This is a genomic window from Pseudoalteromonas sp. J2K-J979, assembly GCF_058169715.2.
In genome coordinates this window covers 563478-587469 of record NZ_CM200282.1, presented here as the reverse complement: position 1 = coordinate 587469, position 23992 = coordinate 563478, and the positions used below count along the sequence as shown (strand labels likewise).

Annotated in this window: 19 protein-coding genes; 12 read left to right on the top strand and 7 right to left on the bottom strand. The window is 43.0% G+C overall.

Annotated elements, in window-relative coordinates; translation table 11 throughout:
- Positions 1–135 precede the first annotated feature (135 nt).
- From AC3KVK_RS19100 to AC3KVK_RS19090, 3 genes are all read left to right on the top strand, one after another.
- The gene (locus AC3KVK_RS19100) at positions 136–720 is read left to right on the top strand and encodes a YceB family lipoprotein (RefSeq protein ID WP_490310063.1); all 585 of its coding nucleotides are present in this window, start codon (positions 136–138) and stop codon (positions 718–720) included.
- A 93-nt stretch (positions 721–813) separates the two neighbouring features.
- Entirely contained in the window at positions 814–3930 is a 3117-nt protein-coding gene (locus tag AC3KVK_RS19095) for a tandem-95 repeat protein (RefSeq protein ID WP_490310064.1), read from the top strand.
- A gap of 14 nt (positions 3931–3944) precedes the next feature.
- Entirely contained in the window at positions 3945–4316 is a 372-nt protein-coding gene (locus AC3KVK_RS19090; protein ID WP_490310065.1) for a hypothetical protein, read from the top strand.
- A gap of 59 nt (positions 4317–4375) precedes the next feature.
- Here the strand turns inward: AC3KVK_RS19090 and AC3KVK_RS19085 are convergent, their stop codons facing one another.
- Positions 4376–4813, bottom strand: a complete 438-nt coding sequence (locus tag AC3KVK_RS19085; RefSeq protein ID WP_490310066.1) for a MarR family winged helix-turn-helix transcriptional regulator — start codon at positions 4811–4813, stop codon at positions 4376–4378.
- Positions 4814–4943: 130 nt separating this feature from the next.
- Here AC3KVK_RS19085 and AC3KVK_RS19080 point away from each other — a divergent pair, with 130 nt between their 5' ends.
- Positions 4944–5372 (top strand): organic hydroperoxide resistance protein, encoded by a 429-nt coding sequence (locus tag AC3KVK_RS19080; protein WP_490310067.1) that lies wholly within the window; start codon positions 4944–4946, stop codon positions 5370–5372.
- A 16-nt stretch (positions 5373–5388) separates the two neighbouring features.
- Here AC3KVK_RS19080 and AC3KVK_RS19075 read toward each other — a convergent pair whose 3' ends face one another.
- Together AC3KVK_RS19075 and AC3KVK_RS19070 are read right to left on the bottom strand one after the other, a co-directional pair.
- Positions 5389–6636, bottom strand: a complete 1248-nt coding sequence (locus tag AC3KVK_RS19075; protein WP_490310068.1) for a sensor histidine kinase — start codon at positions 6634–6636, stop codon at positions 5389–5391.
- A complete protein-coding gene (locus tag AC3KVK_RS19070) occupies positions 6629–7294 on the bottom strand; it encodes a response regulator transcription factor (RefSeq protein WP_490310069.1) in 666 nt (221 codons plus the stop codon). Before AC3KVK_RS19070 ends, AC3KVK_RS19075 begins: the two co-directional genes overlap by 8 nt.
- Positions 7295–7423: 129 nt before the next feature.
- On the opposite strand from AC3KVK_RS19070, the gene AC3KVK_RS19065 reads away from it, so the two are divergent.
- On the top strand, positions 7424–9151 hold the full coding sequence (locus tag AC3KVK_RS19065) for an amidohydrolase (RefSeq protein WP_490310070.1): 1728 nt from the start codon (positions 7424–7426) through the stop codon (positions 9149–9151).
- An 86-nt stretch (positions 9152–9237) separates the two neighbouring features.
- Here the strand turns inward: AC3KVK_RS19065 and AC3KVK_RS19060 are convergent, their stop codons facing one another.
- The 4 genes from AC3KVK_RS19060 to AC3KVK_RS19045 form a co-directional block, all read right to left on the bottom strand.
- Positions 9238–9651: a DUF1801 domain-containing protein gene (locus tag AC3KVK_RS19060; RefSeq protein ID WP_490310071.1), complete on the bottom strand. Its 414-nt coding sequence runs from the start codon at positions 9649–9651 to the stop codon at positions 9238–9240.
- 218 nt (positions 9652–9869) lie between these two features.
- Positions 9870–10493 (bottom strand): lytic transglycosylase domain-containing protein, encoded by a 624-nt coding sequence (locus AC3KVK_RS19055; RefSeq protein WP_490310072.1) that lies wholly within the window; start codon positions 10491–10493, stop codon positions 9870–9872.
- Between the two features lie 66 nt (positions 10494–10559).
- Complete coding sequence (locus tag AC3KVK_RS19050) at positions 10560–11219, bottom strand: transporter substrate-binding domain-containing protein (RefSeq protein ID WP_490310073.1); 660 nt, start codon at positions 11217–11219, stop codon at positions 10560–10562.
- A 78-nt stretch (positions 11220–11297) separates the two neighbouring features.
- Positions 11298–13193, bottom strand: a complete 1896-nt coding sequence (locus tag AC3KVK_RS19045) for a beta-ketoacyl synthase (protein WP_490310074.1) — start codon at positions 13191–13193, stop codon at positions 11298–11300.
- A 137-nt stretch (positions 13194–13330) separates the two neighbouring features.
- Here AC3KVK_RS19045 and AC3KVK_RS19040 point away from each other — a divergent pair, with 137 nt between their 5' ends.
- From AC3KVK_RS19040 to AC3KVK_RS19010, 7 genes are all read left to right on the top strand, one after another.
- Entirely contained in the window at positions 13331–14338 is a 1008-nt protein-coding gene (locus tag AC3KVK_RS19040; RefSeq protein WP_490310075.1) for a GlxA family transcriptional regulator, read from the top strand.
- A 73-nt stretch (positions 14339–14411) separates the two neighbouring features.
- Positions 14412–15311 (top strand): substrate-binding periplasmic protein, encoded by a 900-nt coding sequence (locus AC3KVK_RS19035; RefSeq protein ID WP_490310076.1) that lies wholly within the window; start codon positions 14412–14414, stop codon positions 15309–15311.
- A 119-nt stretch (positions 15312–15430) separates the two neighbouring features.
- Entirely contained in the window at positions 15431–16654 is a 1224-nt protein-coding gene (gene sbcD / locus AC3KVK_RS19030; protein ID WP_490310077.1) for an exonuclease subunit SbcD, read from the top strand.
- The gene (locus AC3KVK_RS19025; protein ID WP_490310078.1) at positions 16654–20349 is read left to right on the top strand and encodes an AAA family ATPase; all 3696 of its coding nucleotides are present in this window, start codon (positions 16654–16656) and stop codon (positions 20347–20349) included. The genes sbcD and AC3KVK_RS19025 overlap by 1 nt, the downstream gene beginning before the upstream one ends.
- Position 20350: 1 nt before the next feature.
- Complete coding sequence (locus AC3KVK_RS19020) at positions 20351–21037, top strand: sulfotransferase (protein ID WP_490310079.1); 687 nt, start codon at positions 20351–20353, stop codon at positions 21035–21037.
- Positions 21038–21150: 113 nt separating this feature from the next.
- Positions 21151–21723, top strand: coding sequence for a MiaE family protein (locus AC3KVK_RS19015; protein ID WP_490310080.1), 573 nt, complete (start codon positions 21151–21153; stop codon positions 21721–21723).
- A 458-nt stretch (positions 21724–22181) separates the two neighbouring features.
- Complete coding sequence (locus AC3KVK_RS19010; RefSeq protein ID WP_490310081.1) at positions 22182–23990, top strand: S8 family peptidase; 1809 nt, start codon at positions 22182–22184, stop codon at positions 23988–23990.
- Positions 23991–23992: the final 2 nt, after the last annotated feature.

Sequence of the window (23992 nt, the reverse complement as noted above, 5' to 3'; positions counted from 1 at the left end):
GCATATAACCAACCGAGCAATTACAATTAAGTGTTTCCGATTGTTTCTATAAAGTGCTTGGTTAGTTGTATGCGTGCTTAAAACCTTAACACTAAATGGTAAGATAGAGCGTCAATTCCTAAATAGAGATGGGCCATGAGAAGCTATTTTAAAACGCGTTTTTTTTATTGCATGTTGCTTGGTTGGGCTGTGAGTCTTGCTGGTTGTAACAGCATCAATTCGCTGGCGTTGTATCAAGTGAGTGAACACACAATTAATCAACAAGTTGCGACTCAACTATCGAGTCTGACCGATGAACTGCGGATCATGGGGATCCCGGTGACTTTGGTTGTGAAACAGGCACATTTTACCATTGGGCCAGATGGCCGTGATGTGGTTCGTTTAGCGGTTGAAGCACAAGCGAGTGTGAGTATGTTTGGGTTAAGGTACCCAATAATATTGAACTCAGCGTTTGAAGCTAAGCCTCTGTATCGCCAGCAAGATCACAGTGTGTATTTACAACAATTAGTGATTTTACATTCTTCGGTAGAGGCTTCTGGATATAAAGGAAACTTAAAACCATTAGATGATAATTTTCAAGCGCTAGTTGAACAGTTTTTGCAGGCAAACCCAATTTATACCCTGAAAGGCCGTAACTCGACAGAGCAGCTGCTGATGAATATTCCTCTTGATATGCAGATTAAAGCCGGGTTAGTTGAGTTGACGCCCAGCCTTCCTTAATTGGCGGATTGAAGGTTTTATTAAGTTTTACTCCTAAATGAGTCAGCGTCGCCTACACTGGTGAATATTGTTTAATTTTTGTTCGGTGATAAAATGACTCGTTTGATATTAAACTTCTTTTTGCTTAGTGTATTTGCACTCCCCTTAACCGGTCTCCATGCTACGCCATCACTTTGGCATGATATTGAAAGCCGCGAGCCGCTGACACAGATTAATAATGTTAATGTCGCTCCCAAAAAGTACCGCTTGTTAGTCGCCAATATTAGCTCGTTAGAGCAGCAATTATTGGTTTCTTCCAGACTGACTCTCCGCTTACCTATGCCGGATGGTGATTTTCAATTATTTACATTGACGTATGATCCTGTTTATCAAGCTGCACTGGCTGAACGTTACCCATCGATTCGGACTTTTTCAGGTCAACAAGTAGGTGATAGCCGCAATGTTGGCCGTTTTGATATCACCCCGCATGGTTTTCATGCAATGGTCTTTTATCAAGGTGAGTGGGTGATGATCGACCCGCTAATTAAGGGGAATAATCAGCAATATGTCAGTTATTTTAAACGAAACCTCATACAAAATAATGGCCTGCGTTACGATGAAGTGCTTTTGCCACCTAGTCATGGCCATGCGAGTCAGTATCCAGTTTTGCAAGGACGTAACGATACCCTTAAAACTTATCGGATTGCAGTGGCTGCAGCCGGTGAGTTTACAGCTTTTCATGGCGGTACAAAAGAATTAGGCCTCGCCGCTATTGTGACGATTATCAACCGAGTAAATCAAGTGTACGTGAATGATTTTGGTGTACGTTTAGAGCTTGTTGGCAATAATGACAGTGTGGTGTTTACTGATGCTAATACCGATCCCTATGCTAATGATGACACGGATTTAGACAGTAATGAGTCTGTGATGAATTCTAATATTGGCAGTAGCAATTATGATATCGGTCATGTAATGAATACTGGCGGTGGGGGGGTGGCTTACTTAGGCGTGGTTTGCGGTAACCTTAAGTGGGGAGGGATGACAGGCTCAGGAAACCCAATTAATGATGCTTTTTCAATTGATTATGTTGCTCATGAAATCGGGCATCAATTTGGTGGCCAGCATACTTTTAATGGCTTATCAGGTAATTGTGGTACTCGTTCAGCCAACGATGCATATGAACCGGGCAGTGGCTCGACCATTATGGCTTATGCAGGGATTTGTGATGAGCAAAACCTACAAAATAATAGTGACGCTTTTTTCCACTCACATTCAGTCGCACAAATAAATGCATACATTGCACAATCGGGTAGTTGTGCCAGTAGTACTGCGTTGAATAATCCTGCGCCTGTAGTGAGTGCCGGTAACGATTATACTATTCCAGTGAATACCCCATTTGTACTGACGGGATCGGCAACAGATAACGATGCATTAACGTATTCATGGGAACAATTTGACTTAGGCACTGAATCTAGCAGTCTCGCTGAAATGGTCGATGATGGCAGTCGTCCATTGTTCCGTTCGTGGCTGCCAACGAGTTCCCCAGTTCGTTATTTGCCACGCTTAAATGATGTTTTAAATGCCAGTAAAACGATAGGTGAAACCATGGCGGTGACCAATCGTTCGCTCAACTTTCGGTTAATTGCCCGAGATGGTGTGGGCAATACCGCCAGTGATGACATGATAGTGACGGTCACGGCTAATGCCGGACCTTTTAAAGTGAGCGTGCCAAGTCAGGGGCAAAACTGGCTGCATAATACCACCCCGACAGTCACTTGGGACCCTGCAGGCACACACAATGCGCCAATTTCATGTACAGAAGTGGATATTCATGTGTCGTCAGATGGAGGTGGGACGTTTAGCCACCTTATTGCCACAAACACAGCCAATGATGGCAGCGAAAATGTACAAGTTCCGGAAGTCAATACCAATAACGCGCGATTAAAAATCCAGTGTTCAGACAATATTTTTTATGCTGTCAACGCAGGAGCATTTACCATTACAGGTGTGAATCCAGATGCGCAGCCGCCTGTGATTACAGGTCAACAAGCAATCAGTGGTGATGAAGATAGCACCATTGAAATCGCGTTTTCAGATCTCCAAGTGACCGATCCTGACAGTAACTACCCAACAGGTTTTACAATGCTTCTTTCAGCGGGTGAAAATTATACCGTGAGTGGCCAATCAGTCACAGCCAGTGCAAATTTCAGTGGGGTTTTAACTGTGCCAGTGACAGTCAATGATGGTCAACTTAATAGTAATACTTTTAATTTGGCAGTTACGGTTAACCCGGTTAACGATGCGCCAATGATTTCAGCAATTACAGCACAAGTTATTAATGAAGATACTACGGCCCAAATAGGTCTTGCAGCAATCACCATCATTGATAGTGACACCAGCCAAGGGCAACATACAGTGAAGATTGTTGCCGGTGATAATTACACTTTGAGTGGTGCGACTTATACCCCAGCGTTAAATTACACAGGATTTTTAAGTGTGAATGTCCAAGTGAATGACGGCGAGTTAGACAGTAATATTTTTCCGATGGTTGTCACTGTGACTGCCGTCAATGATGCACCGATGATCCAAGATTCAGCGATTATTTCGCTTGATGAAGATACGTCTATTACCATAGATAAAAACTTAATTTCAATTGTCGACCCAGATAACACCTTGGCTGAATTGTCTTTGAGTTTACAAGCAGGTGAACACTATACTTTAGAGGGGAATCGAGTCATTCCTGCTGCGAACTTTAATGGCCAGCTGATTGTTAATGCAACGGTCAGCGATGATGATCTCAGTAGCAATGGCAGTATTACGCTAACAGTCAATGCTGTAAACGATGCGCCAACCGCAGGTAATGATAGTGTGTCTATGGTGCAAGATAGCAGCGTGGTGATTAATGTACTCGCTAATGACACTGATGTAGATGGTGATCCGCTTCAGATCAGCAGTGCATCGACGAGTGGCGCCGGAGCCGTTAGTCATGATGGCGCTCAGGTCTCCTTCACAGCGGCAAGTGGTTTCACAGGAACTGAAACATTGAATTACAGCATCAGCGATGGCCAAGGCGGCAGTAGTAATGCACAAGTTACCATCACAGTAACAGCCACACCGACCCCAGTTGAAAACACTGATCAAGGTGGGGGAGGTGGCAGCTTAGGCTGGTGGTGGGTTAACCTATGTGCTTTGTTGGTTTATCGTCGCTATGCAAACGCAATGAAAAAATAGTTTAAGGGATCAGTATGAAAAATTACGTCATTGTTATTTACTTACTCCTGTTAGTTGGCTGTGATGATCAAGCCGCCTCAAGCGTCAGCGAACCTGCGAGTCCTATTGCATCATTGAATTGGTTAGCAAACGCTGATGTTGATACAGACCTTGAAAATGCGATAGCTGAACAAGACTTCCGGCTTTGGGCGATAGCTGGCAGAGGTATGAAAATTCCGGGCTTGAGCGATGAGCAAATCACACAGGCACAAACCCAATGCCAAACGCGAATGATGCCGGGCATGGGAGATGTGATAACCAACCCTGAACACAAAAAGTGGTGGAACAAAGGCCGAGATTACGCCAAAGCTTATAATGAGCGCATGCTGACATATTGTCTAAAATAGCGCGCATATGGGTTTAACACTATGCAGGCGAGATAGATTCTCGCCTTTTTTATGCTGAATTAACGCGGGTTGAGGTCATGGCAGACTTTATCGAGTAACTCAATCAGCTGATTGATATTATCTTGAGTAATAGTGGGAAATGCACATTTAATCTGTTCAGGAATGACTGCCGCTTGGTGAGCTAAGTCAGCTCCTTTAGATGTAAGTTTTACCACTTTTTGGCGTTTATCGTCTTTATTTGCCGCGATCTGAATCAGATCTTTGCTTTGGATTTTTTTCAAAATCAGTGTCATCGCCCCGCCATCTATGGCTGTTTTTTCTAACAGCGAATGAATAGTCACTTCATCTTGCTGCCATAGCGCCATCATAACCACGTACTGAGGGTAGGTGAGATCTAACGTGTCTAATAAAGGCCGGTATGCCCGTATTAATGCATTTGAAGCCATGTATAGTCGATGGCAGACCTGTTTATCGAGTTGTAACTGTGAATAAGTCATAAGCGTCTCCTTAAAAATATTTTATTTTGTGTGCAAAGTATTTGCAATCATTAAAAATCGGCGTATATTACTTTGCATGCAAAGTATTTTTTTGCTCACTACTCAAAACTCAGTTAATTAAGGAATCACTATGAATGTATTAAATGACGTACTTTATACGGCTACGGCAACTGCAACAGGAGGTCGCGAAGGTTCGGCAAAATCTGATGATGGGCGACTTAATGTGAACTTGTCGACGCCAAAAGGTTTGGGTGGCGATGATGGCCAAGGCACTAACCCTGAACAACTTTTTGCTGCCGGTTATGCTGCTTGTTTTATCGGCGCATTAAAATTTGTTGCAGGACAAGCTAAAATTGCGCTTCCTAAAGATACCCATATTGACTCAGAAGTGTCGATTGGTCCGATCCCTGCCGGTTTTGGTATTGCCGTGAAATTGGTGGTGTCCTTAGGTGAAATGGAAAAAGATCAAGCTCAGGCATTGGTTGAGCAAGCACATCAAGTGTGTCCATATTCTAACGCGACTCGTGGCAATATTAGCGTGGAATTATCACTGAAATAGTCGGACGTTGGTCCGGTTACTTGTTGATCGTTAAACTAACTTGGTAAGTGTCGGCGCTTTGCTCAATACTAAGTAAAATTGATAATCGCTGACATACTTGCTTTATGATAAACAAACCGACTCCATAGCTCTCGCCTTTAGCTGTGCCTTGCAGAGAATCGCTCGGCATAGCTACCTGATTTGAAAAGCAAAGTTTTGAGTCTTGTCGGCAAATATTTAGCACGCCATTTTGGCTATACTTGGCTGCATTTTGGATGATATTGTCGATTAACAATTGCCAAAGTTCGGGGTTGTGCTCTACGGTTCCTAATTGTTCGTGAGGCTGATACTTAACCTGCAACCTGTGTGGGCTGGGTGGCATCCCATGCAAGGTACGTTCAATACTTGCTCGTATATCGATTGTAGCTGAGTCGATAGGCTGATGTTGCCAAAGCAGCAATAAGCGGTGGCTCAATTGTTTCATTTTCTCTGCCGCAAGCTCAGCTTTATAGATTGTTTGCCAAACTTCTTCATGTATATCATCTAGTTGTGCTAAACGTGAAAACGCAGCTTGTTGAATCGCAATGGGTGTACGTAATTCATGAGCCAAAAATTGCAAAAACAGTGTGTGTTGTACAGCAGCTTGCTGTTGTTGGATAAGGAGATCAGCATTTTCTTGTTTAATTTTATTAAGTAGCTGCAAGGGAGTCAGTAATTCACTGAAGCGCAAATTTTTTGGCAGTGGTAAGGGGTTATGCTGAGTTGCTAATTGTTTAATCCAAGGCGTGAAGGTATTGAGTTGCGACGCTAAATGATGGCCTAAAAAGTACAGGTATATAAAAAAGCTCAGTAAGATCAATAAACAAATGACAGTTAACCACTGAGCTTCAGCAATGATCGCCTCATTTTCAAAGTAGTGGAGTACATAAAAAATCGGGGTGTCAGTCTCGGCTTGATAAGGCAAAATATAAACCAGTTGATGGAGGCGCTCGATGAGGTGTACTTCGTTGAGTGGTAATGGGAGATAAGACTGTAATGCTATTGGTAGTGTGGAGGCTGAAAAATAATATTCTTTGATCTCAGGATCAAACTCGATAATTTCATCACCACTTTTATACACCTCACTTAATGTTTGTGCTTCGTAATGCATGTAATAATGGGTTGAATCATCTAAACCAACATAATGGCTATAGGTGAGCAAACAAATAACAATCACGCAGACTAAAATAAAAATGACGCTCAATTGTTGATGTAAAAAGCGTAAAAAAGAATTTTTTTCAGTCACTTAATGTCACTCCTGCGCCTCGATGAGTATGTAAAATCAGCGTTTCTCCATCACGTTGTAAATTATGCCTTAAGCGATTAAGCAAGGTTTTATACTTATCTGTGTTGTCACTTTGATCAGGCCATAATATGGACATTATCTGCTCTTTGGGGACTAGATTTGGGCTGTGATCACTAAGCAGAGCAAGCAATTGCCATTGTTTAGGTGATAAAGTGATCTCCCTTTTTCCACGGCTAATCTGGCGCTGATCATAATCGACCAATAACGTATCGAGGGTAAACTGGCTGGTTTGTTTAGGCTGTTTGACCCGCGTGATAATTTTAAGCCGTGCTGATAATTCAGCCAAATCGAATGGTTTACATAAATAGTCGACCGCGCCCAGCGAAAAAGCGGTCAGCTTATCTTTAATGTCAGTGCGAGCACTGATAAACATCACAGGCGGGCATGTTGCTAATGTTGCCAACTGTTCGCAGACACTGAACCCATTATAATAGGGCATTTCGATATCTAAAATCGCAGCATCGTAATGTTGATTATTTAATAAATTAAGTGCAACCCGACCATTGGGTGCGTAATCACACTCAACACCTTCGGCTTCAAGATAATCAATAATTAAAGTGGCTAAATGGCTCTCATCTTCGGCAAGTAACACTATCATTACACAGGGACTCGATGGATAAACGTTGGCGATAGTCTCAATTGTAGCACTGTTGCTCTTTGAGCCGTTACCTTGCGGTTACCTTAGCTATGTTAAGTTACTCAGGCTTATTTAATTGGGAGTTTAGCAATGAAAACTATGACACACATCGTCGGTGTGATGCTGCTCACGATAACCAGTTTATCGTTAGCCGCATGCACGAAACAATCAAACACAAACCAAGAAAACCAACAGATAGATGCAAGCTCAACGATTGCAGATCAGGTTTATCTCGATGGACAAGTATATACAGTTAATTCAGATCAGCCCTTCGCTCAAGCAGTTGCGGTTAAAGGCAATAAGATTGTTTTTGTCGGGTCGACATCGCAAGTTGAGGCCTATATTGGCGATCATACTAAGGTTTTTGATTTAAAAGGGCGTACTTTGATGCCGGGTTTTCATGACGTCCATATTCACCCTCTCGAAAGTGGCTCAGACAGCACCCAATTTACTTTAGATGAAGCACAAACAGATCCTGAGCGCTTTATCGATCCAATCGCACAGGCAAGCTTGGCATTTCCTGGCACTGCGTGGTTAATCGGCTATGGGCATTCAATTGCTACGTTGCATGACGCCGAGCGTTCACCAAGAGAGATTTTAGATGAAGCGGTCCCCAATCGGCCGGTCATTATCATGGAACAAACATCACACTCTATGTGGGTGAACTCTAAAGCGATGGAATTGGCACATTTAAGCAATGCGAGTCCAGATCCGATTGGAGGAGTATTAGGTCGAGATCAACATGGCGTATTAAATGGCATTTTATATGATAATGCTGGCAATATTGTGATGCAGCAAGCGCTGAATGCCATTGGCCATAATGCAGAAAATGAGTATTTAGGTTTAATCGAATACACCTTACCTGAATTTGCTAAATACGGAATTACTTCCATCAGTGATGCGCGTAGTTATTGGCAACGCGATCAACATTTAGTTTGGCAAAAAGCTGAACAAGCAGAACAATTGACTGTCCGAGTGAATCTTGGCCTGTGGGCTTACCCTGAGCTGAATGATGAAAAGCAGTTAAAAATGTTAGCTGAACTTTATCAAAAAAATGATGATAAATTAGTCAAGATCAATCAAATAAAACTTTACTCTGATGGCATTTTAGTTAATAGCACTGCAGCGCTACATGAACCGTACCAATACGATTTACTCGGCCTGTACGGCAACATAGGTTTGAACTATTTCAGCCAATCGCGTATTGAAAAATACATAAAAGCACTTGAACCGCTGGGATTTGATTTTCATATGCATGGAATTGGTGACCGTGCAATCACAGAGGCACTTAATGCGGTAGAAAATGCTAGCAACGAGCAAGGTCGTCACCGTATTACTCATGTCGAAGTGGTTGATCCGGCAGATTATAAGCGTTTTGCGCAACTAAATGTCACTGCAGATGCACAAGTTGCAGGAGACTTCACCAACCCAGCCCATTGGGCTGAAAACAGTGAGTTGCTTGGACACGAGCGCGCCGACCATTTAGTGCCGATCAAATCACTGACTGATGTGGGGGCTCGATTAACCTTAAGTAGTGATTGGAGTGTCAGCCACTTTAATCCATTTTTAGGTCTTCATAATGCCGTCAATCGTGCGCCAGAGCAGTTGACGCTCGACCAAGCTATTCGTGCCTATACAATTAATGGTGCTTACACGATGAGACAAGAGCATTTGGTGGGGTCAATCGAAGTGGGCAAGCGTGCTGATTTTGTGGTGCTTGATCGGGATATTACCACGACGGCTTTCCAGCAGCTGAAACATACCCAAGTTACGCTGACCGTATTTGATGGTGAGGTTGTGTATCAAATGCAGCCATAATCTAAATATCTGACACCGCATGTTGTATCACTGTGCGGTGTCGGTTGTGAACGGATTTTTATTTTCCACCGTCATGTAGCGAAAAACTAACCATAACGATGCTTCATTTGTGCGACGGAATCTTGAATGATTGTCCGCAAAATATCCAAATCTATGTCGCTTAGCTGCTTAATATAAAGGCACGATTTTGTGTGGCGGTGTTTTCCGAGTAACTCAAGTTGTGGTGTGAGTTGCTCGAATCCACACATAATATAAATTGTTAAATCGTGTTTTCGAGGTGAAAAACCGGTTAAAAACCATTGGTTTTTTCCTGCGCTATTCTGATACTCATATTGCCCAAACCCAATCATATTGTCTCCCCACATCACTGCTGATAGTTTGGTTGCAGCCGTAAATAAAGCCAGTAATGCTAGGCAGTCAGCGCGTCGTTTTGGGTTGTCCAGAGCGTCAATAAATTGTTCGACTGACTGCTGAGTTGGAGTTGTCTTCAGTTTTGTCATATTTTGCTTTTGATACATTTAAGAGTGGTTTAGGTAACAGTGTAGAGTAATTCGGGGATCTTGATTGCGTGAATTAACCGAGATAAAAAAGCCAGCAGAGAGTTGCTGGCTTGGGCGCTTATTGTGATTAGCACAATCGCAATAAACTACAAGGGATAAGTTAAATACCAGACAGAGCATACAGTAGTTAACTGAATCTTCCCTTAACCGAAAAGTTTTTAGCTGTTATTGCGATGAATGCTCGTTGCTTGTTGGTAGCGCTTATGCAAGATATTGACTCGTTTTACATAGGCTTGAGTTTCTGCAAAAGGAGGGATCCCTTGATATTTTTTCACAGCACTTGGGCCTGCATTATAGGCTGCCGTGGCGAGCTTAATATTGCCATTAAACGTATCGATAAGCTGAGCTAAGTATTTCACGCCGCCTTTAATATTTTCACGAGGCATATGTGGGTTATGCACCCCAAGTTGATTAGCTGTGTCAGGCATTAATTGCATTAAACCAATTGCGCCTTTTTTTGAGACTGCGCTGGGGTCAAAAGCGGATTCAGCGTGGATCATCGCTCTAATGAGTGCGACCGGGACCTGATGTTCAACACTGGCTTGAAGGATTTCATTTTGATACTGCAGATTAAACAACTGAGTATGATACCAATCAACTTGCGAGCTGAGATCACAGGCAAAGCATTCAAAAGACAACACATTATATTGCTGTTTCAGAGGTTGCTGGTCAGTAAATGCTATGGTGCCATCAGACTGAATATACTGATACACAACTTTTCTAGCCGACGCTTCACAGATCTGGCAACTTAGAAACAGACTAATTAAAACAAAACGATACATAGTGGCTACTCATTTTTATACCCCGTAATTTTACGTGGCAAGATGATAATGTAAAGGGAACGTGTTTTAGGGAAGTACCGATTCTTGCTCAAATTCAGCTTGTAGAGCTTTGCTTAATGGGGCGACAAGGTGTTGGTTGCGTTGATGTAAAAAATGATAAAGTGGTACTGACAGCAAAGGCGGAGAGAGCTGTTTGACATTTTTGTCAGTAAAAAATGCTAATAATTCAGGTAACACCACAAGCTCAACCCGATCTTTCTCAAGTAATTGAATCACTTGTGCACTGTTAGTGAGTGCTGTGTTGTTCAGGTGATTGTCGAGCTGTTGATCGATAACGACGAATCCTCTGACAGTTGCAATGCGATAGTCATGTATTGCCTGCCAAGAGATTGGTGAAAATTCAGCATGTTTTGAATACGCAAAAACACTCATCACTGTTATTGCAGGTTCTACTTTAATATAGCTTGGGACTATTTGGCTAAAATCTTCAAACCGGACCACTTCACCGTCGATGTTATTGTCTAGGTTATCCTGTCGAATAGCACGCTTTGCTGGCATAGGGTGAATCTTAACTTCACATTCAATGCGTTGGTATGCTCGCTTTAGGCGTTTGATTTCATTTTGTAAAACTGAAATGTCAGTAGGGGCGGCTAAGTTAAGTAAACATTTACCCAAAGTTGGGAACGTCATCCCGAATAGCAAAACAAAACATAAGGTTCTCAACACATTAAATTCCTTTTAACTTTATCCATTAAGTGTACAAAAAGTTATAAAAAAAGCCACTTAGTGGCTTTTTAAAAAGATTTAAACCATATCGCTAAATGGATTGTGTTGACTCAAGGCGATAGGATTGTCAAATCCAGGCAAACTAATTGCTTGCTCATTAATCGTCAGTTCGTTTTCATCAATTTGGCCGTCGCCAAATTTATAAATCAGGTCAAACTGTCCTAAATCAGCTTGCTGTTGATAAGCGGTTTGTTTTAGTTTCACTTGCGTAAGTTTGGTTTGATATTGAGTCATTGCCTCATCACCGTAGCGTTTTGTGAGCATATTGATGCATACATTAGGTGAAAAAACCGGGGCTGTTGCATTATTGCCACCAAACCCTTTGGAGTTAATAAACGCAATATCCATTTCGGCGCAGTCATAGTGTTCTGTACGAATATCTAAGCGATCAGCATAGACATCATCTGCTACTTTATCGATTGTGGTGATCCCAGGCATGATATTGTGACTAAAGATGCCAAGCGCCATCGCCATTTGATCGCCACTTGCAGGCCCGATTGTATGACCAACAAAGGCTTTGGGTGCCGCAACAGGCCAATTAGTGATCTCAAATGCGTTTGCAACTTTGTCGTAAATGAGTGATTCAGTTACACGGTTTTGCGGGGTACTTGAGCCATGAGCCAAAATGAAGCTGCGCTCTTTCACTGCTTCGGGACCTAAAATACTCTGTGCTAACGCGACTGACTTGGCCATAGTGATATAATTGCCGGGACCCGGAGCTGTGATAGACTTTTTAATGCCATCAGCATTGATAAAGACATCAGGGACTCCAGCCATTACTTGAGCGCCTGTTTCTATTACGAGTTTATCATCCATTAACACGACAAATTGCGCGCCTTCACCGATGGTAAATCCACAGTTTTCACCAAATGGACGGCTAGTACGACGGTGATCGGCAGTTTCAGTGCCGTCTAAGCGTTTAAGGCCTTCTTCATTGGCCAAGGCGCTCATATTACCAAAACCTTCGACTATTTCAGGGGTAATGGCTGTTTCGGCACTGCCGACAATCGCCACGCGAATTCGGCCAGCTTGAATATCATTGACCGCGGCGCTTAAGTTATACAAAAACGTTGCACAAGCACCCGAGGCGGTAAAGGTTGTACCGACGTTGCCGGTCACATAGGCATTAATAAAGTCGGTCGACATCGTGTTCAAACCAAGTGCAAGGTTTTTGGTACTAACACGATCCCCTAATAAGCGGCTTTTCATGAGTCCACCAAATCCTTCATCGTGCATTTGTCCTGCGACTGATGCAGAGTAAGTGCCGACTTGATCTGGGTTAATGTGCTGCATGATATCTTGCCAATCAATACCGACCGAATGAATCGCATCACTCGCAGCAAAAATAGTTGCTTGTAAACCTCGTGGCTGATAACGACTATTGTATAAATTAGCGGGCTCAAAACCGGTCGGGAATTGCCCTGCAGCTTTAATCGGGTTATCACGATAGCTATCGTGGGTGACCACTAAATTTTCACTGATTTCTACTTTGACGCGGCCTTTTTCAAGTTCAGTCACGACCCAACTATTTGGCACTGGGGTCGGTAAATCACGGGTACGGGTTTCAAACACGACCGCGCCATCACTTGGGATCAAAGTCATCTTTTGATGGCAATGGGTGGCGTCTGGGTCAAAATGATTTTTTTCGATTTTTCGGATCAAGGTGCCTGCTAAAATTTGCTCACCAAAGGTTGCTTCTATTTGATCTGCATCTACACAGTGACCCGCTTGATCACGCAATTGACCTTCTTGGTAACTGACCAAGTTCATTAATGTGGCGAGGCCTAAAAATGTTTCTTGGCGCGCTTGCGCCGTTAGTTTATCGATAACGATGCGACGAAAGCCTTGATGAAATGAGGTACGGCCTGCGGCATTGATACCGCCCATTCCGACTACAAGAGGTAATACTGACATGATGATCCTCTATTAAAAAGTGTTGAAAACCGAATATGGCGACAGTGTATGCTTATTTTAAGATTAACGATTGGTTTATCTGGCCAAAATTTATGTCATAATGGCCGAATTGTTGATTTAATCTCATTTTCATTACTATGCCAGTGAATAACCAAGAGCAGCAGGTTACTAAAATTGCTTTGCTCGTTTACCCCCATATGTTGGCAACCAGCTTAACTTTACCTTTAGAAATGCTGCGTGCGGGAGAAGCATATGCACTGCGTTATAACTCTCAAGCGGTGACGTTATCGATAGAGCTAGTCGGGCAAACGTTAGCCTGTATAGATTCACGTGCAGGGGTAACGATTAAGCCCGATGTAGCATTAGAGCAGGCGGCGATGGCTGATATAGTGATTGCGCCGAGTTTATGGCGTAATCCCCGGCCAGTGTTACGTACGAACTTAGCATTGGTTGATTGGTTGAAAACGCTCTGGCAGCAAGGCTCAACTCTAATTGGCGTAGGGACGGGAGTTTGTTTTTTAGCAGAGTCAGGTTTGCTTGACCATCATTCAGCCACAACTCATTGGCATTATGTCGAGCAATTTAAGCGTGATTACCCAAAAGTGGTGCTTAAACCTGATTTTTTTATTACTCAATCAGAGCGAATTTACTGTGCGGCGAGCTTAAATGCATTAGCAGATATTGTGGTGCATTTGATTGATCAATTGTATGGTCGCAGCGCGGCTAACCATGTTGAGCGAAATTTTTCTCATGAAATTCGCAAACCTTATGAAGAGCAGCGTTATTTGGAAGGCGCGGTGGATCGTCATCCAGATGAACTGATTGCACAAATTCAGTTTTGGATGCGTACTAATTTATCCTCGCAGGCGACATTAGCACAAGTTGCAGAGCAATTTGGTATCAGCCAACGCACTTTTACGCGTCGCTTTAAAGCAGCCACAGGAAGCCGCGCGACTGAGTTTTGGCAGCAACTAAAAATTAATGCGGCCAAGGAGCTGTTAGGATCGTCTAATTTGTCGATTCAAGAAATCGCCGACTTGGTTGGTTACTTAGATCAAGGCCATCTAACCCGCATCTTCAAGCAAGCATTGGGCGCAACCCCAACTGAGTATCGCGCTATGGTGCGCAAAAAACTATTTAGTTAAAATAGTTGTCTTTTGCTGGTCGTTTATCTCTTAGCTTCTACAATTTAATAATTATTAGTAAGTTGGATAATCGATGCGTTTTATCTGCCTATGGCTGTGCTGTTTTTTTTCTTTTTTATCAGCGGTGAAGGCTGAAGAAGTTTCAGTAGGCTATGTGTATCAGGGTTCACAATATCTCGTTACAGGCCGAAAAGTCAGCGGTGTTTATGTTTTTAATCAGCAGTCCGATCGCGTTATAAAATTGGCCACCCTTGATTGGCCTCCCTACATTGGAGAGCACCTGTGTAATAAAGGTTGGGTGTTTCAATTTACGGTGGCACTGTTGGTAAGCAAAGGGTATGAGGTACAAATTAGCTTTTTACCTTGGGCTAGGGCGGTGCGCGAAGTCGAGCTCGGCCATGTGGATATTTTGTTTCCTGAATATTTTATCGAAGATGCATCGCCATCAGATACTATACTAGGTAAAAAACGCCATCAGTTACTTGCATTATCCAATGAATTCCCTGGCGGTGAAATCGGCTTTTTAAAGCGAAAGGGGGAGCCCGATAAATTTAATGGCAATTTAGCAAACTTGCGTAAAGAGTATATTGGCGTAGTGAGGGGGTATCAAAATACCCCTGAGTTCGACGCTATGATGGATAATAATGAATTTAACGAACTCAAAGTGGTTGATGATCTCCAGCTGATGCGAGTGTTGCATGCAAGGCGAGTCAACTTAATAATTGGCGATCCAACAGTATTGAGATATTCAGTTAGTTATTCAGATTTAAGCCTAGCAGACAAAACAGCACTGCTAAACAGCGTTGAAGAGGTAAAACCGCCTCTAAAATACAACGCCTTGTATTTTGCGCTCAGCAAGAAATCACCCAATTGGCCAACATTACTGCGTGAAATAAACACCGCCCTTTATGAGTTTCAAAATTCAGGAGAAACAGATCGTATCATTCAAGATGCCTCAAAAGCATGTTCATAAGTTAACAGTGCTGATTTGATCAGCGTTTATATCCTCATTTAGGTGAATCATTTCTCCAAAGCGTTTATCTTCTGCGTTCAGCTTGTAATAATAGCAGCTTGTTTGTTGTTGAGATCATTATGAAAATCCTGCATACCTCCGATTGGCATTTAGGCCAACATTTTATGGGCAAAAGTCGGCAAAATGAGCATGATGCCTTTATTGATTGGCTGCTGCAAACTGTGCAGGAGTATGAGGTCGATGCTGTGATTATTGCTGGTGATGTGTTTGATACCGGTGCGCCACCCAGTTATGCGCGTGAGTTGTATAATCGATTTGTTGTGAAAATGAATCAACTTGGCTGCCCGCTCTTGGTGCTAGCTGGTAACCATGATTCTGTGGCAACACTTAATGAATCAAAAGGGTTGTTGGCTTATCTGAATGCGCATGTGATTACCTCTGCATTGGATGATGTTGAACAGCAAGTGGTCGTGATCAACAATCAACACAACCAGCCAGGCGCACTAGTGTGTGCCATTCCCTTTATTCGCCCTAAAGATGTGTTAAAGAGTCAGGCGGGTGAATCCGCTGACTACAAGCAACAAGCACTCGGACGTGCTATCGCAGAGCATTACCAAGCTGTTTATCAGGCTGCAGTCGCGAAAAAAGAACAGCTTGGATTACCCTTACCTATCATTGCTACTGGCCATTTAACTGCAATGGGCGTAACAAGCTCTGACTCTGTGCGCGATATTTATATCGGCACGTTAGAAGGTTTTGCAGCCAGTGAGTTTCCTCCTGCGGATTATATTGCTTTGGGCCATATTCATCGACCGCAAGTTGTCGCCAAATCAGAGCACATTCGTTACTGCGGCTCACCGATAGCATTGAGTTTTGATGAATTGGGCACCCAAAAACAAGTGTTGATTGCTGAGTTTGTCGATGAGCGTTTAAGCAAGATAATGCCAATACCCGTGCCAGCATTCCAAGCAATGGCAGTCATTAAAGGAGATGTGGCGCACATTGCCACTGCACTTGAAGCATATCAATCAGCCAACTGTGTGACTTGGCTGTGTATCGAAGTGCAAACTGATGATTATTTATCCGACTTACAGCAACGCATCGCAGAGCTGTGTGAACATAAACCGGTTGAAGTGTTGCAATTACGGCGTTCGCGAAGCGCTCGTCAAACCGCGCTCACCCAAGAGCAGCAAGAGGTCTTGACTGAGTTGAGCCCGAGCGATGTATTTGAGCGTCGCTTAGCCCAAGAAACGTTCACAGAAGAGTGCGAACCTCGATTGACTCGACTGCGTCAGCATTTTGCGCGAATAGTCGCAAGCGTTGAGCAAGGAGAGCGCGAATAATGCGGATATTAAGTCTACGGTTTAAAAACATCAATTCCCTTAAAGGGGAATGGAAAATTGATTTTACTCAACCTCCTTTTGTCGATAATGGCCTTTTTGCTATCACAGGCCCGACGGGGGCAGGTAAAACCACGCTATTGGATGCGATTTGTTTAGCGTTGTATCATCGCACGCCTCGCCTTAGTTCGATTTCAAAAACCAGTAATGAACTGATGACTCGCGGCACGGCTGATGCATTGGCTGAGGTTGAGTTTGAAGTGAAAGGGGAAGGGTATCGAGCATTTTGGAGTCAACGCCGCTCAAGAGGCAATAGTGATGGCAATTTGCAAGAAGCAAAAGTTGAGTTGGTTAAAATACATGACGGCGATATTTTAGCGTCACAAATCAAGCAAAAAAATCAGCAAATAGAAGCGATTACAGGGTTAGACTTTGCACGCTTTACAAAATCCATGATGTTGTCACAAGGTCAGTTTGCCGCCTTTTTGAATGCCGATCCAAATGAGCGAGCCGAATTACTTGAAGAGCTCACGGGTACCGAAATTTATGGATTGATTTCAGAGCAAGTTCACTTTGAGTTTACTCAGTCTAAACAAGCTTTGGCTGAGCTAAAAGCCCAGGCTCAAGGCGTCGAGCTATTGGATGCTGACACTCTTGAGCATTATCAACAACAGCAGTTGGTTTTAACGCAGGAATTACAGCAAAGTGAAGCGCAGTTACGCGACTTGCAACAACAGCAAACGTGGTTACAGCAAGTGCAGCAATTGCAAGCGCAATTGAGTGAACAACAGCACCAGCTTGAACATGCTGAGCAAGCATTTATCAGCCATCAACCGCAATTACACCAATTAGCCAAAAATGAACCTGCAGAGCAGCTAAGGCCCTTGTTTCAAACATTAAACGAAAAAAAACAGCAAACTCAACACCTCACTGATCAGCAACAGCAGCTACACGCTTTGTCAGTTCAGCACCTACAAGCCGTAAAGGGCCAAGAGCACACACTAAATGCATCCAGTGCGAACCATCGGCAGTTGCAGCAACAACATAATGAACAAGAGAAACTAATAAATGAACAAGTGATCCCACTTGATCATCAAATTAATCAACAACAGCAGTTATTGAGCCAAGAACAACACACTCAGCAGCACCAGCAACAACAGCAAAAACAGCTTGAACATGAGCTTAAAGCGTTGCAGGAAAATAGACAAAGCATACAAAACCAGTTAACAGAGTGTGAGAACTATCTAAACAGTCACAAAGATGATGAACAGATTGCTCGGTTGTTACCGCGTTGGCAAGAGCAGTTACAGACAGTTGAGCACACTCAAAAGCGAGTGACGCACTTAGCGGATCGTTGTAAGCAAAAAGAGCGACAAATCGAACAGGCGACAGAGCAAGTGGACAGCTTCACTGCACAGTTAGCACAGCATCAGTGTAATCAAGGCGAACACCAACAAGCCGTTAATCAACAACAACAACGAATAACAGAGTTATTGGGGGGGGATACGGTCGCTTCTTTGCAACTCGCGGTGCAAACACATCAAGACCAACATGCGCATGCATTACAGTTACCGGCACTGAGCGAACGCATAGTGATCGGGAATATGCGCCAGCAGCAGTTACAACAAGACATCGATCAAGAAACACAAAAAGAGCATCAATTTGAGCAGCAATTAGCTCAATTTAGAACCCAATACAAACTGCAACGTGAGCAAGTGGAATTGCTAGAAAAGTTGCTGCGACAAGAGCAGCATATTGCAGATTTTACGCAGGCAAGACAGCAGTTACAGCCTGATGAAGCTTGCCCTTTATGTGGCTCGTGCGAACATCCACTGATTGCGGAATATCAGCAATTGGATATCAGCGTCAATCAGGCAAAATGCGAACAAGCCAAATTGCAATTAGCGCAGATCGAGAAACAAGCAAATGAAGTCAAAGAGAAAAAAGCCGTATCTCATAGTGTATTAGAAAAAGCGAAGCTGCAGTATCAGGCACAGTTAAACGAAAGCGCAGAATTAACCCTTAAATGGCAGCAAATGTGCCAGCAAGGTGCATTGCAATTACAAGCGATTGATGCAGATGGACTGAATGAATACTTAAGTAAACAAGATCGCATATTACAGGCTTTAAAAGCACAATTGGCTGAGGTTCATTTACAACAAGATGGATTAAAGCAATTAGAAATACAATTAAACAGCAGTAATGATGCAGTTAAGGAGTGGATGCATCAACATGCGCTAGTTCTGCAACAGATTGAACAACATCGCGGGCAATTCAAACAGTTACAAGATGAGCTAGATCAAGAGCAACAGGCTTGTTCAGCGCTTAAAAAACAGGTATCGGCCGAGTTAGGCGCGGTAAATTTGTCCCTGCCAGCCTCAGGTGAAATTGGGTTGTGGTTGCAAACTATGGAGCAACGTGTTCAGCAATTTGAACAGCAACAAGTTTTAAGAAAATCCTTGACTGAGCAAGATCATCAAGTCCAATTGCCTTTGACTCAAATAACCACTCAGTCGACTCAATTAACGCAATTACTGGCTCAAAGCGCAGAAAAAGTCACTCAGCTTCAGGGGGCTTTAACCGAACTGAGCGCGCGCAGGCAACAATTGTTTGGCGATGAAAATGCTGAAGCGAGTCGCTTACAGATGCAACAGACTCTGCAAGCTAGTTATGAGATGTTGGAACAGCAAACCTCACAATTGCAGCAACTGGTGCAACAACAGCAAGCCACTTTAGGTGAGTTAAAGGGCGTCCAGCAGCAGCAAGAGCGCAACGAACAACAGCAAAACCTGCTACAAATACAGTGGTTACAAGCGCTAAATGACAGTGAATTTGACAATGAAGAAGGGTTTGCTGCGGCTTTATTGCCTGTTGAACACAAGCAACAGATCCAGCGGTTAAAGCAGCAGCTAGAAACCGCGCATACGCAGGCTAGGGCCTTGTTCGCACAAACGGAGTCTGTATTATCGCAGCACCAAAATAAAGCCCTCCCGAGTTGGAAAGACAATGAGTTACCACAAGTCGAGCGACTCGTGGCAGATGCACAACAACATGTGAAACAGCTTGTTGAGCAAACAGGGCAAGTGAAACAAGCACTCCAAGATGATGATAAGCGCCGGGATAATCAAAGTCAGTTATTTGAAAAAATCGCCAGCAGTCAAACACATTATGATGATTTGGCGTATTTACACAGCTTAATTGGCTCACTGAAAGGCGATAAATTTAGAAAGTTTGCTCAAGGTTTGACCTTAGATCATTTGGTGTATTTAGCCAATAAACAGCTCAGTCGTTTACATGGGCGATATTTATTAGAACGAAAAGCCTCAGAAGCACTCGAGCTGCAAGTGCTCGATACGTGGCAGGGTGACACTGTCAGGGATACAAAAACCTTATCTGGCGGGGAAAGCTTTTTAGTGAGCTTAGCGCTAGCGCTCGCATTATCAGATTTAGTCAGTCATAAAACCAGCATCGATTCATTATTTTTGGATGAAGGATTTGGCACCTTAGATCGAGAAACCTTAGATATGGCTTTAGATGCACTGGATAATTTACACGCCAGTGGAAAAACCATCGGGGTGATTAGCCATATTGACGCAATGAAGGAGCGGATCGCAGTGCAGATTGAAGTGAAAAAACAAACCGGGCTTGGCTATAGTCGTTTAGATCCACAGTTTTCATTTACACAGAGTGACGCATAATATGGTCCAAAATTCGAAAGTGACAGAATCAAAGTGCCACACAGGTAAAGTTTTCGTAATTGGTTTACCGCGAACAGCCACTACCAGCGTGTGTGTCGCGACGTTACAATTAGGATTAACAACGGCACACACGGCCTATGTGTTGAGTGCTTTTGAGCAAGCGCAAGTCATTGCTGATACCCCCGTTTTTTGTGATTACCAAACTTTAGACTTGCGTTACCCTGGTTCTAAATTTATCTATTTAGAGCGGGACTTAAGCAGTTGGCTCCCTTCAATCAAGCAATTATTAATGCGGATGAGTGCCAACTTGCTCAGTGAAAAAGGCGGATTTAATCCGATTATTAAGCGGTGTTTTAAAACTGTTTTTTCACCTTTTACTTTGGAAAATATTCAAAGTGATGAATTTCTCATAGCGCGGTATGAGCAACATATTCAGCAAGCAAGAAATTATTTCAATACCCGATCAACAGATTTTTTAATGATCAATGTTGCCGAGGCTGAGAGCTTTTCTAAGCTGGTGGCATTTTTGGGGTTATCTGACCAACACATGCCAGTTTCAGATTTTGAAAAAATCAATATCGCAGGAAAAGTAACGGCGTGGAATGAGATAAAACACCCACTCAAAATAGCTTCTACCCGTGGTGGTAAAGTCGATAAGTTAGATTTAATCCTTTTGCCAAGCGCTTAAGCTAGGTAAAATACGCGTTTTTGAAGCCAATTGAATGGTTAGCCTTGTTAGATGACGTTCTTTGATAAAGGGGGACGTCGAAGCGGGGATGAGTAATAGAGATTTGAGGCGTTATGTTTGAACTAAAATACCACACCCCTTTTGAATGGACAGAAGCTGTATTGGCGGATTTTGACACGTTTTTACAAGATCATGCTGCGGCGGAAAAAAAGGCCTCAGGCATGGCGGTATCAATGCTGTCTCATTATCCTGATCGCGAAAAGCTGGTGCGCGCAATGACAGATTTGGCACTGGAAGAGCTGATCCATTTTAAGCAAGTCATTAAAATCATTTATGCTCGCGGGGCAATTTTAGGGGATGATAAAAAAGATGAATACATCAGTCGTATTCGTAAGCTGTTTCGCCATGGTCGAGATGAGTTCTTTTTAGATAGGCTCTTGGTCGCTGGTGTCATTGAAGCACGAGGCTACGAACGTTTTTCGTTAGTGGCGCAAGCTCTCCCTGAAGGAAAAGAAAAAACCTTTTATGATGCGATTGCAAAGTCTGAAGCAAAACATAAAGATATGTTTGTTGAGATGGCCTATGAGTATTTTGATAAAACGATTGTGGATACTCGCCTAGAAGAAATTCTGATAGCCGAAGCTGAAATTTGTGCCAGCTTGCCTTTTAGAGCAGCGCTGCACTAAGTTTGTCGATCATGCTTTACCTCTGACTGGCAATCGCATTTTTTGTGATTGCCATTCCCTCCCCCATCAGTTGATATTTGCTCGTATGAGTGCTTCCAGAACGTGTATATATGAATCATGTTTATTAATTCATATATTAAAAAGTTATAACAAAATCAGAAATAAGTACTCTTTTCCTTTAAATTCAATTGATTGAATTAATGAGTGTCATCCTAAATAAAATGAAAGAGTAGCACCACAAATGACAGCGGTGTCTTTTGTGGGTTTGATTTTTAGCTTGATTTATCAGCGTGTTAGTGATTTTACCAGTGTTGTTTAAATGTAATTAATGTAACTATATATTTACAATCATTACGCTGTTTAACTTTTGGGTTCACATTTACTTTACAATGAAAGCACGATTAAATCGGCTGGTCTTATTTTAAAGACACATCAAAATAATAAGCTCAGGGGAAATTATGATTTTAAGAAAATCGTTACTGGCGTGCTCGATTGCATTGATAAGTGCACAGGCTTCGGCAAATATAACCGACTCGACTTTCGCATTAGCGGCAGGCGATCCATTAACACCACAGCAGTGGCATTTACAAAATACCGGCCAATCGGGCTTTTCACTGTCAAATGGTGTTGCAGGCAATGATCTCGATTTAGATTTTGCTCATCTGATGGGAATTAAAGGACGGGGTATCACCGTGTCTGTAATTGACAGCGGTGTCGAAATTTCTCATCCAGACCTCCAAGCCAACGTCGTGGCTGGTTCGCTTAACTTAGGCGATGGTTCTGACTTCCCAACAGATTTAAATGGTCATGGTACATCTGTGGCAGGTCTTATTGCTGCAGTTGAAGGTAATGGGATAGGGGGGCGTGGTGTTGCACCCCATGCGAGTTTAATTGGATTTAACTATTTAGATTTTCAGTCAGTGGCTGGCTGGTTAGTCTCACATGGTTTGTCTGAAGACTTCCGAGCATTAGATCGTTTTACCGATCCGCGGGTATTCAATCAAAGTTATGGCAGCACACCACCGATCCCTCGTGCATACGATTACGTGTCAAATCCTTTTTTAGAGCTGACAGATCAAGTTCAAGCTGATATTTCACTTAATAGTCACTGGGGTCGTGGTGCAGTTTATGTCAAATCAGCAGGTAACTCATTCCGCTCTTATTCAGCGTATTATCAAGGGCTGCCAATTCAAGTTTTGCCTTATGAAGATAGACAGTTTTATAACAATAATGGTTTACCATTTCACAGCGCAAACATCAGTACCGATAATAACAATTATTGGAATTTAGTCGTGTCTGCATTAAATGCACAAGGGCAACTTTCTTCCTATTCATCAGTCGGATCGAGTGTGTTTTTATCTGCTCCAGGTGGTGAATATGGTACGAACTCACCAGCAATGGTGACCATCGACTTAACTGGGTGTGATAAAGGCATGAATGTTGTCGGTGAGCACCCTAATACACTCCATGGTGGCACAGAGCGTGATCCGAATTGTGATTATAATGGCACGATGAATGGCACTTCGTCAGCTGCTCCGAATGCCTCAGGAGCCATTGCCACCGTAATGTCAGCCAACCATGCACTCGATGCACGAACTGTCCGTCACTTATTAGCGCAAACCGCACGTAAAACAGATGAGCATCACCCCGGTGTTGAGCTAGCATTCGAAGACGCTCAAGGGCAGATGGTTAATTATAATGCCGTACCTGCGTGGCAAACGAATGCTGCAGGCTACCACTTTCATCATTTTTATGGTTTAGGTGCCATCGATGTCGATGCTGCGGTGTATAAAGCATTGTTCACAGGCGCCTCTTTACCAGCATTGCAAATTTCTGATTGGGTGAGTGCTCAAGTGAATGCAGAGATCCCCGATGCATCACTCGTCGGTGTGCAAAGTAACATTAATGTTGAACAAGCATTAACTGTTGAATCGGTGCAAGTAAAATTAAATATTGACCATTCGCGTTTACGTGATTTAGCCATTGAACTCGTGTCACCATCAGGTACTCGTAGTGTGTTAATGAGTGCTCGTACTGGCTTACTTGCTGGCAATGATGGTGGCTATACTGACTCGGTGATGTTGAGTAATCACTTCTATGGCGAGCAAGCACAAGGTAACTGGACGTTAAACGTGATTGATACTGATAAAGGCACATCGTATACATTAGGGTATAACCCGTCACTTGGCTTAATTGGTTTTAATAGCCGCAACAACGCAGTTGCCGGCTTATTAAAAGATTGGTCAATTCGCGTCTTTGGTCATTAATT

Bases quoted from the DNA above. Each gene is read 5' to 3' on its own strand.
- AC3KVK_RS19100 (WP_490310063.1), top strand. From the start codon at position 136: ATGAGAAGCTATTTTAAAACGCGTTTTTTTTATTGCATGTTGCTTGGT.
- AC3KVK_RS19095 (WP_490310064.1), top strand. From the start codon at position 814: ATGACTCGTTTGATATTAAACTTCTTTTTGCTTAGTGTATTTGCACTC.
- AC3KVK_RS19090 (WP_490310065.1), top strand. From the start codon at position 3,945: ATGAAAAATTACGTCATTGTTATTTACTTACTCCTGTTAGTTGGCTGT.
- AC3KVK_RS19085 (WP_490310066.1), bottom strand. From the start codon at position 4,813: ATGACTTATTCACAGTTACAACTCGATAAACAGGTCTGCCATCGACTA.
- AC3KVK_RS19080 (WP_490310067.1), top strand. From the start codon at position 4,944: ATGAATGTATTAAATGACGTACTTTATACGGCTACGGCAACTGCAACA.
- AC3KVK_RS19070 (WP_490310069.1), bottom strand. From the start codon at position 7,294: ATGATAGTGTTACTTGCCGAAGATGAGAGCCATTTAGCCACTTTAATT.
- AC3KVK_RS19065 (WP_490310070.1), top strand. From the start codon at position 7,424: ATGAAAACTATGACACACATCGTCGGTGTGATGCTGCTCACGATAACC.
- AC3KVK_RS19060 (WP_490310071.1), bottom strand. From the start codon at position 9,651: ATGACAAAACTGAAGACAACTCCAACTCAGCAGTCAGTCGAACAATTT.
- AC3KVK_RS19055 (WP_490310072.1), bottom strand. From the start codon at position 10,493: ATGTATCGTTTTGTTTTAATTAGTCTGTTTCTAAGTTGCCAGATCTGT.
- AC3KVK_RS19045 (WP_490310074.1), bottom strand. From the start codon at position 13,193: ATGTCAGTATTACCTCTTGTAGTCGGAATGGGCGGTATCAATGCCGCA.
- AC3KVK_RS19040 (WP_490310075.1), top strand. From the start codon at position 13,331: ATGCCAGTGAATAACCAAGAGCAGCAGGTTACTAAAATTGCTTTGCTC.
- AC3KVK_RS19035 (WP_490310076.1), top strand. From the start codon at position 14,412: ATGCGTTTTATCTGCCTATGGCTGTGCTGTTTTTTTTCTTTTTTATCA.
- sbcD (WP_490310077.1), top strand. From the start codon at position 15,431: ATGAAAATCCTGCATACCTCCGATTGGCATTTAGGCCAACATTTTATG.
- AC3KVK_RS19025 (WP_490310078.1), top strand. From the start codon at position 16,654: ATGCGGATATTAAGTCTACGGTTTAAAAACATCAATTCCCTTAAAGGG.
- AC3KVK_RS19020 (WP_490310079.1), top strand. From the start codon at position 20,351: ATGGTCCAAAATTCGAAAGTGACAGAATCAAAGTGCCACACAGGTAAA.
- AC3KVK_RS19015 (WP_490310080.1), top strand. From the start codon at position 21,151: ATGTTTGAACTAAAATACCACACCCCTTTTGAATGGACAGAAGCTGTA.
- AC3KVK_RS19010 (WP_490310081.1), top strand. From the start codon at position 22,182: ATGATTTTAAGAAAATCGTTACTGGCGTGCTCGATTGCATTGATAAGT.